The organism is Bradyrhizobium diversitatis (genome assembly GCF_016031635.1).
Lineage (GTDB): Bacteria > Pseudomonadota > Alphaproteobacteria > Rhizobiales > Xanthobacteraceae > Bradyrhizobium > Bradyrhizobium diversitatis.
In genome coordinates this window covers 67723-75738 of sequence record NZ_JACEGD010000043.1, presented here as the reverse complement: position 1 = coordinate 75738, position 8016 = coordinate 67723, and the positions used below count along the sequence as shown (strand labels likewise).

The 8016-nt window shown below is 63.3% G+C and carries 7 protein-coding genes; 3 read left to right on the top strand and 4 right to left on the bottom strand.

Annotated features, from left to right (window positions below; all coding sequences use genetic code 11):
* Together H1B27_RS34015 and H1B27_RS40485 are read right to left on the bottom strand one after the other, a co-directional pair.
* Positions 1–235 (bottom strand): transposase (locus H1B27_RS34015; RefSeq protein WP_197964937.1); only part of this gene is annotated, 235 nt, incomplete at its 3' end.
* 49 nt (positions 236–284) lie between these two features.
* Positions 285–1829 carry an alkaline phosphatase D family protein gene (locus H1B27_RS40485; RefSeq protein WP_197969042.1) on the bottom strand — a complete coding sequence of 515 codons (1545 nt, stop codon included), beginning with the start codon at positions 1827–1829 and terminating at the stop codon, positions 285–287.
* A 288-nt stretch (positions 1830–2117) separates the two neighbouring features.
* Between H1B27_RS40485 and H1B27_RS40480 the strand changes: the two genes are divergently transcribed.
* Together H1B27_RS40480 and H1B27_RS40475 are read left to right on the top strand one after the other, a co-directional pair.
* Positions 2118–2465, top strand: a complete 348-nt coding sequence (locus H1B27_RS40480) for a GrpB family protein (protein WP_311977463.1) — start codon at positions 2118–2120, stop codon at positions 2463–2465.
* On the top strand, positions 2459–2629 hold the full coding sequence (locus H1B27_RS40475; protein WP_246515880.1) for a GrpB family protein: 171 nt from the start codon (positions 2459–2461) through the stop codon (positions 2627–2629). Before H1B27_RS40480 ends, H1B27_RS40475 begins: the two co-directional genes overlap by 7 nt.
* A 136-nt stretch (positions 2630–2765) precedes the next feature.
* On the opposite strand, the gene H1B27_RS34000 is transcribed toward H1B27_RS40475, so the two are convergent.
* Complete coding sequence (locus H1B27_RS34000; RefSeq protein ID WP_246515879.1) at positions 2766–3914, bottom strand: OpgC domain-containing protein; 1149 nt, start codon at positions 3912–3914, stop codon at positions 2766–2768.
* A 301-nt stretch (positions 3915–4215) separates the two neighbouring features.
* On the opposite strand from H1B27_RS34000, the gene H1B27_RS33995 reads away from it, so the two are divergent.
* Positions 4216–5367, top strand: coding sequence for an acyl-CoA dehydrogenase family protein (locus H1B27_RS33995; protein ID WP_197969041.1), 1152 nt, complete (start codon positions 4216–4218; stop codon positions 5365–5367).
* 254 nt (positions 5368–5621) lie between these two features.
* Here the strand turns inward: H1B27_RS33995 and H1B27_RS33990 are convergent, their stop codons facing one another.
* A complete protein-coding gene (locus H1B27_RS33990; protein WP_197969044.1) occupies positions 5622–7820 on the bottom strand; it encodes an EAL domain-containing protein in 2199 nt (732 codons plus the stop codon).
* Positions 7821–8016 lie beyond the last annotated feature (196 nt).

Sequence of the window (8016 nt, the reverse complement as noted above, 5' to 3'; positions counted from 1 at the left end):
CCGCCGCATCGAGCATCTGCTCGGCCAGGAGCTTCTTCAGCTTCGCATTCTCGTCCTCGAGCGCCTTGAGCCGCCTGGCCTCGGAGACATCCATGCCGCCAAACTTGGCCTTCCAATTGTAGAACGTCGCCTCGGAGATCCCGTGCTTGCGGGCCAGATCGGCCGTTTTGGCTCCGGCCTCGTGCTCCTTCAGCACCGCGATGATCTGCTCTTCCGTAAAACGCTTCCGCTTCATCTGTCCGTCCTTCGTCAGGGCAGACTCTAAATCCTTCTGGAGGAAATTCTTAGGGGCAGGTCACCTTGAGGTGCGATTTCGTCCTGTCGATCTCGATGCGCGCGAAATTGTCGTCTTGGGTAAACCCCCATGATTTGTAATGCATGCGCGTCTTGCCGTCCTTGAGCGGGAACGCATCCCATTGCTCGGGCTGTCGGGAATCATGCACATATCCGTTCGGGTCTCCATCGGCGAACGGAAATGGCCAGTAGAACGCCGATGACGTTACCGAGAATGCCTTGAGAGGCAGGGTTTTCTTCCTCTGGCCCTGGTCCTGCTCGAATGTGATTTCGGCGACATTCGAGCAGTGAATGTCGCCGGAGAGAAAGACGACATTCTGAATGGATTCGTCGACGATGTGGTCGAGCAGCTCCTTGCGCGTCTGCGGAAATGCCGGCCAGCTGTCGCTGTCGTCGCGATTGTTTCCATTCACCTCGAATAGCAGGGCATCGAGACCTTTCTTCGTCCGTTCGCCGATCCGTTCGTCCATCGCATTCGGAACGAATACGCTGGATGAGACGATGAATTTCGGGACGTTATTGCGATCCTTCTGCATCTGCGAGAGCCAGGCTTTCAGCCTGTACATTTGTCCAGGATGATGCTCGTCGATCGTCGGATAGCCAAGCATGTAGTTGTCGCGGAGTCCGTTATCCAGCGCGCGGTCGCTGTTGTTCTTGTAGCGCTGCGTGCGCGTGTCGAGAACGAAAAACGGATAGCCGCCGCAATCGAAAGTGTAATAAAGGAGACGGCCCCATGTGCGCGGACTGTGGCTCCATTGGTAGTTCATGTAGGCTGTGACCGCGTAGTTGAACACCATGTGCTTGCCAGGATCGCCTTTCAGCCGGTCCTGAGTCCAGTTATCCTCGATCTCGTGGTCGTCGAGAATCATGTAGGTGCTCGATCGCTGCAGCAGATTGCGCAGGTTCTGCGCCGAATAGGCCGTTGTATAGCGCTCCTGAAATTCGTCATACCGCTCGGCCCGCAGGATCGGAACGAAGCGATTGAGCATGTCGGCATAGATCTGGTCGCCGCACATCATGGTGAAGGAGGCCGGCGGGCCGATCGGGCTGTCCTTGAAGTGCAGGGACATCGGTCCGAATATCTGGTCGGCCTCCTTAATCTTCCAAAGCAGCCCTGGATAGCGGCACGATCCGAGCAGGAATGCGAGAGAGTCGGCGATCTGACCTGAAGGCGGGAAGGTGCGGAACCTCGCCTCGCATTTCGACTGGTCGAGCCTCAACAGATCGTTCTTGATGATGTTGATGTCCGGCAAGATCGCGATGAGTTGCAGATCCGACGTCCGGGACGTGTTCGGCGTGGGATCGTCGACCGAGAGCACGCCGACCCGAACGGTGTACGCCGTATTCGGCGTGAGCGGCTTTGCCGGCACATTCTTGTTGAGGTTTGCCGCGACTGCGACTTCTTCCTCGCTGTCGAGATCGGTCGCTTCATAGTATCCGAGCTGAACGTCAGAGCCGAGGACGAAAGTCCCCGTGCGGTCATATTCCCGGTTCAGCCGGAAGTACCAGGCGACGTCGATCTTACCATCTTCCACGATCCCGATCACGCCAACGGTACGCCGATTTTCGTCGAGCTGGGCCCTTTCATCCGCGGGGTCCGCAGCGCGGACCCAAATTCTGGCCGTCGTATCAGTGGTATGACCGACAATCGGTCCCAATCCCGGTTCGCGCAAACTGACCATAAAAATCTCCCCGCCTGAAAAACGGCAGTAAAGTTCAGAACGAACCGTAATGCAATCCAAACGTGTATAGGCCAGTGCAGCCTCTTCAATCATTTGGTCCGCTGACTAGGCGGCGTTCGCGTTTCGGCCTAATGTTGCGACGTGCCGCTCACGAGCCCGATCAAATCCTATGATCCGACCTGGCCGCAGCAATACGCGGCTGAAGAGGCGCGGCTGAAACCCGTCTTCGGGTCCGGGCTGATCGGCATTCACCACGTTGGCAGCACGGCTGTGCCCGGACTGGCGGCGAAGGCCGAAATCGACGTGCTTGCCGTGGTCTGGTCGGACGACAGTCTGGACGACTGGAGCCGATCACTGACGCGCCTCGGCTATCGTCGCGGCGGCGACCTGTCCCCAGGGCACCATTTCTTCAAGCGGGACGTCGGCGATATCCGCACGCACAAGCTTATGTGTGCCGCGATGGTCATGAACAGATCGCACGGATGCTGAAATTTCGCGACCATTTGCGTGAGCATGCCGAAGATCGCGCGGGATATCAGGACCTGAAGCTGAGGCTCGAGCGCGCGAACGACTCGGGCATTCAGCAGTACCTGATCGGCAAGGACCCGTTCATCCGGAACATTCTCGCCCGGCTTGGTCGATCGCTCTCCTAGTTGCGTCGGACTGCCCATGACGATGATTTTTCTCGAGCGCACCGCCGACGCTCTCCCCGCAGACTTTTCTGCGCTGTGCTCGAGCTTCGGCCAGCCTGGCTATCCCGACTCCGTCGCCTGCACGTTCGTAGTCCCGTTACAGCGGCCGGAGACCAAGAAACATGCCGCGATCGATGGTGGCGAGCAATATCGCCAACGCGCTCATCAGGCCCAGGCCGAGGAGAGTGATCAGCGTCTGCCATGCCAGGCTGTTCCAGCCCAGGCTGAGCAGTGCATGAGCTGCAAAGGACAGCAGAACACTGGCGCAATAGATCGCGAGCGAATACTCGCCGCATCGTATCAGCGGCCGCAGTGCTCCGGCTTTCAGGATGCTGGCATTGCTTGGAAGAAGGCGCCAGCAGAGCAGCGCGAGCGCAGCAAAATGCAATAGTCGCAGGATATCGAGATTGGTCTTGTCGACCGGATAGATCAGGCGCGACAGCCACTCCGGCACATAGGCTTCGATCGCGTGGATCTGCCAGCCCAGGGTAATCACGAACGAGAACAGCACGTAGCCCGCCGCCAGAACGGCAAGAGCCCGGGAATTGAGAACGGCAAGCTGCCAATCGCCGCGGTTTGCTCCCCAGCAGATGCCGATCACGAACAGCAGCTGCCAGTTCAGCGGATTGAAATAGAGCTGCCCCCTCGGATAGGCCGGGATGTACCAGTCGAACTGATGGGCGAGAACATAGAGCGCAACGGATCCGGTCAGGGCCAGCGGCCAGGCGCGTATCGTCAGCGGCACGATGAGAATGAGCGCGAAGTGGAGTATGACCATCAGGAGCAGAGGGTCGAGATTGACCGGGGAATAGCGCAGCAGTGCCACCTGAAGCAGTGTCTCTGCAGGCTCCTGCAGCAGGATGGCCAGGTTGGCGTGATCGAACATGTCGGGCTGCCATGCCGCGATGTACGCCACTTCCGCCAGCAACAGGACGACAGTCATGATCTGCGCGACATAGATTTCGAACGAACGCCGCAACATGCGCAAGCTCGCGGCCGCAAAGCCGGACTGACGCATCAGGTCGCCGTATACGATGCCGGACGCAAGGCCGGACAGGAATACGAGAATCTCCGCCGCATCGCTGAAGCCGAAATTCTTGGGCGTGAACCGGTTCAGATAGCTTTCCGGGATGTGATTGATATAGATCCACCACAGGGAAAGGCCCCGAAAGAGATCGATCCGAAGATCGCGCTCCTTCAGGGGGGCCGGTATGCCCGACATCCACTTCACTTCCGCGTACTGCATTTCGTCATCGGAGCGTCTCGCCGCGTCGGCGCTTGCTGACCCGATCGGCCCGGGTGACCGTGGTCGCCGCAGTATTGTCAATTCAAGCAGCCGGTGAAGGTACATTGCGGCGCTGCGATGGTCCAGAACGCCATCGCCGCGGTGCCATCGTCGTCGAGGGGCCCACCAGGAGTAGCGGCGAAGCCCTCATTCCCGAACGATGGTCTCGGCGGTCAACCGACCGCATCGCCTTGATCCCATCAGCCAGATGGATCAACATCTGGCTTCTACCGCTCACGGCAGAAGGAGCGAAGAAGCGCGAATGTCCGAGCTTTCCGGATTTGGCCTGGTCGAGCGGGCGCGCGCGATCGCCCCTTTTGTGGCTCGCGAGGCCGACGCGATCGAGCGGAGCCGTCGGCTGACGCCTGCGGTCGTCAATGCCCTGATCGAGAACGGGCTCTACCGGGCGCTGCTGCCGCAGAGCCTCGGCGGCGCGCAGGCCGCGCCGGAAGCCTTCATGCAGATGCTGGAGGAGATCGCCAAGGCGGATGCGTCCACCGCCTGGTGTCTCGGCCAGTGCAGCGTCTGCGCGATGATCGCGGCCTGGCTCGATCACGACACCGCGCAGGAAATCTTCAACACCCCGCCCGGCATCCTCGCCTGGGGCGCGATCGCGCATGAGGCACGCATCGTCGAGGACGGCTATCGCGTCACGGCGCGCTGGGACTTCGCCTCGGGCTCGCGGCAGGCGAGCTGGCTGGGCGCACATGTCCGCATCGTCGGCGCTGACGGCGCGCCGCGCAGGAATGCCGATGGATCGCCGGAGCTGCGCACCATCCTGTTTCCGGTTGCGCGCGCGACCCTGCACGACGTCTGGCAGGCGATCGGGCTCGCCGGCACCGGCACGGACTCCTACGAGGTCAACGACCTCTTCATCCCCGAGCGCTTCACGGCGTTTCGCGACGTGCCGTCGGCGCTGCGCGAGCCGGGCCCGCTCTACAAGATCGGCACCGGCGCGACCTTCAGCCTCGGCTTTGCCGCGGTGTCGCTGGGCGTCGCGCGCGCCACGCTGGATGCCACCATCACGCTGGCACGGGAGAAGCACCAATCGCTGGCGGCCGGCGCGATGCGCGACAACGGGGCGGTCCAGGGGCTGATCGGCCGCACCGAGGGTGATCTGCGCGCCGCCCGCGCCTATCTCTATGCGGCCGCGAACGCGATGTGGCGCGACCTCGCTGCGACCGGCGAATTCAGCGCGGCGCATCGGACCGCGGTCCGCCTCGCCGCGACCTGGACCATCCATCAATCCGCACGCGTGGTCGACACCGCCTATCACATGGCCGGCGCGACCGCGGTGTTCCGCAGCAATCCGTTCGAGCGCCGCTTCCGCGACATGCACGCCATCGCGCAGCAGATCCAGGCGCGCGACGCGCACTATGAGGATGTGGGGAAGACGCTCCTGGCGGGAAGTTGATGGCAGCCCAAGCGGTGCTGCGCTCCCTCCCCCGCTTGCGGGGGAGGGCTGGGGAGAGGGTGTCTCCTCCGGGCGAGCCCCCTAGAGGAGAGAGCCCTCACCCGCGCCGGAGCCTGTCATCGGGCGCGCCTTCGGCGCGACCCGTTGGGCGCGACCTCTCCCGCAAGCGGGAGAGGTTAACGGAGAGAGCGGCGCGTCCCTCACAACGAGATATTTGCGAGCGCGAAGGAATGACTCTGAAGGAGTACCGCCGCTCACGCCACCATCGCGGCGTGATCACCGTCGATGCCGCGCTGTGCGGCGAGCAGGCTGACGATCTCTGCATGGGGCCGGGCCTTGCTGAACAGAAAGCCCTGGCCCTCGTGGCAGCCTTCGGCGCGAAGACAGCTCAGCTCGGCTTCGGTCTCGACGCCTTCGGCGGTGATGGTGACGCCGAGACTCTTGCCGAGGCTGACGATGGAGCGGATGATCGCCTGCGCCTCGCGGTTGGCGCCGAGATCGCGCACGAAGGACTGGTCGATCTTGATCTTGTCGAACGGGAAGCTGCGCAAATAGCTGAGGCTGGAATAGCCGGTGCCGAAATCGTCCATCGAGATGCGCACGCCGAGCGCGCGCAGCGCGTGCAGCGTCGCCAGCACCTGCGCGCTCTTCTCCAGGAGCAGCGTCTCGGTGATCTCGAGCTCGAGCCGGCGCGGCGGCAGGCCGGAATGTTTCAGCGCGTCCGTCACCACCGAGAGCAGATTGCCGCTGCGGAACTGGAGCGGCGACAGGTTGACGGCGACGCGAACGTCGTCGGGCCAGGCCGCGGCATCCAGGCAGGCGCGGCGCAGCATCTGCCCGCCGAGCGGATTGATCAGGCCGGTGTCCTCGGCGACCGGAATGAATTCGGCCGGCGAGACCATGCCCCGCTCGGCATGCGGCCAGCGCACCAGCGCCTCGAAGCCGGTGATGCGGCCGCTCTGGAGATCGATCAGCGGCTGGTAATAGGGACGGAGCACGTCGTTCTGGATCGCGTCGCGCAGCTCGACTTCGGTCTTGCGGCGGCTCTGCGCCTTCGCATCCAGAGCGGCCTCGAAGAAGGCGAAGGTGCCGCGCGCGTCCAGCTTGGCGCGCGACAGTGCCATGTCGGCGCTCTTGAGCAGCTTCTCGGAATCGTCGCCGTCGCCGGGCGACATGGCGATGCCGATCGAGGCGCCGATCACCACGGAATGGCCGTCGAGCAGATAGGGATCGGCGATGGCTTCCAGGAGGCGCTTGGCCAGCATCACCGCGTCCTCGGGACGGGTCAGTCCGCCTTGCACGATCGCGAACTCGTCGGAATTGAGCCGTGCCAGCGCGTCCTCTTCGCGCAGGGTCGAGCGCAACCGCTTGGCGACACCGCGCAGGAGCTTGTCGCCGACCGCATGCCCCAGCGTATCGTTGACCGCCTTGAAATTGTCGAGCCCCAGCATCAGGAGCGCGACCTTCTCGGCGCCGCGCCGCGTGTGCAGCAGCATTTCGTCCATCTGCTGCCGCAGCAGGCTGCGATTGGGCAGGCCGGTCAGGGTGTCATGCTGGGCCATGAAGGCGAGCCGCGCCTCGGCGCGCTTGCGCTCGGTGATGTCCATCAGCGCGAGCAGCACCGCGGGCCGCTCGGCATAGGTCAGTTCGCGGGAGTAGATCGCAAGGTCGATCAGCGTCCCGTCGGCCTTGACATGTTTCCAGGTGCGGCCGGCCTGTTCCTCGCCGGCCGCGTCGGCGGTCCAGGGCGGTTCGCTGTCGAAGGCCTGCAGGGAGCGGATCTTCAGCCTCTCGAACTCGGCCCGGCTGTAGCCGTAATGCGCGACCGCGGCGTCGTTGACGGCGATGATGCGCTCGTCATCCAGCGCGCAGACGATCATGGGCACGGGATTGCCGTCGAACAGCAGGCGGAAAGAGGCCTCGCGCTGCTTCAATTCGGTGATGTCGACCCGCAGGCCGACGACGCCGCCGTCGTCGGTCAGGCGCTCGTCGATCAGGATGACGCGACCGTCCGACAGCTTCTGCTCGTGGCGCGCACCGGGCTGATAGAGCTTTTGCAGACGTTCGGCGATCCACTCGTCCTCATGACCGGCGGCCTCGGGATAGTCGCCGCGGGCGACGCCGATGCGCAGCGTGTCTTCGAGGCGCGCGCCTTCCTCGAACAGATCGGCGGTCTTGCTGTAGATCTCGGCGTATTTCTTGTTCCAGAGGACGTAGCGGCCTTCGGCATCGAGGAACACGATGCCCTGCGGCAGGATGTCGATGGCCTGGCGCAGGCGCTCATGGGATTTGCGCGCTTCCGCAATCGCAGCTTCCGCCTCGGCGCGGCTGCGCAGGACTTCGTCGCGCTCGACAAGGTCTCGCGGCGCGCACGCGAAACGCGGCTTGCGCGCCTTCCTGCCGGCGCGGACAAGCGCGTCTTGCTTTCGCTTTTTCGTCTTTCGAGACCCCAAACTCAACTTCACTCGTCCCAGTCGCGCCCGGCGGCCGCAGTCTTGAGGCAAGTGTCTGAAAAAAAAGTAATCTTGCCCGGCCGCGGTCCGCGCGAAGCACACCTTGCTGCCTGTTTGCGCGGCGCGGCTGCGGCGGCAAGCGCCTTCGGACCGAGTCCGGCATCGCAATCAACGGGCGATCTGGCGCAAAACTGCG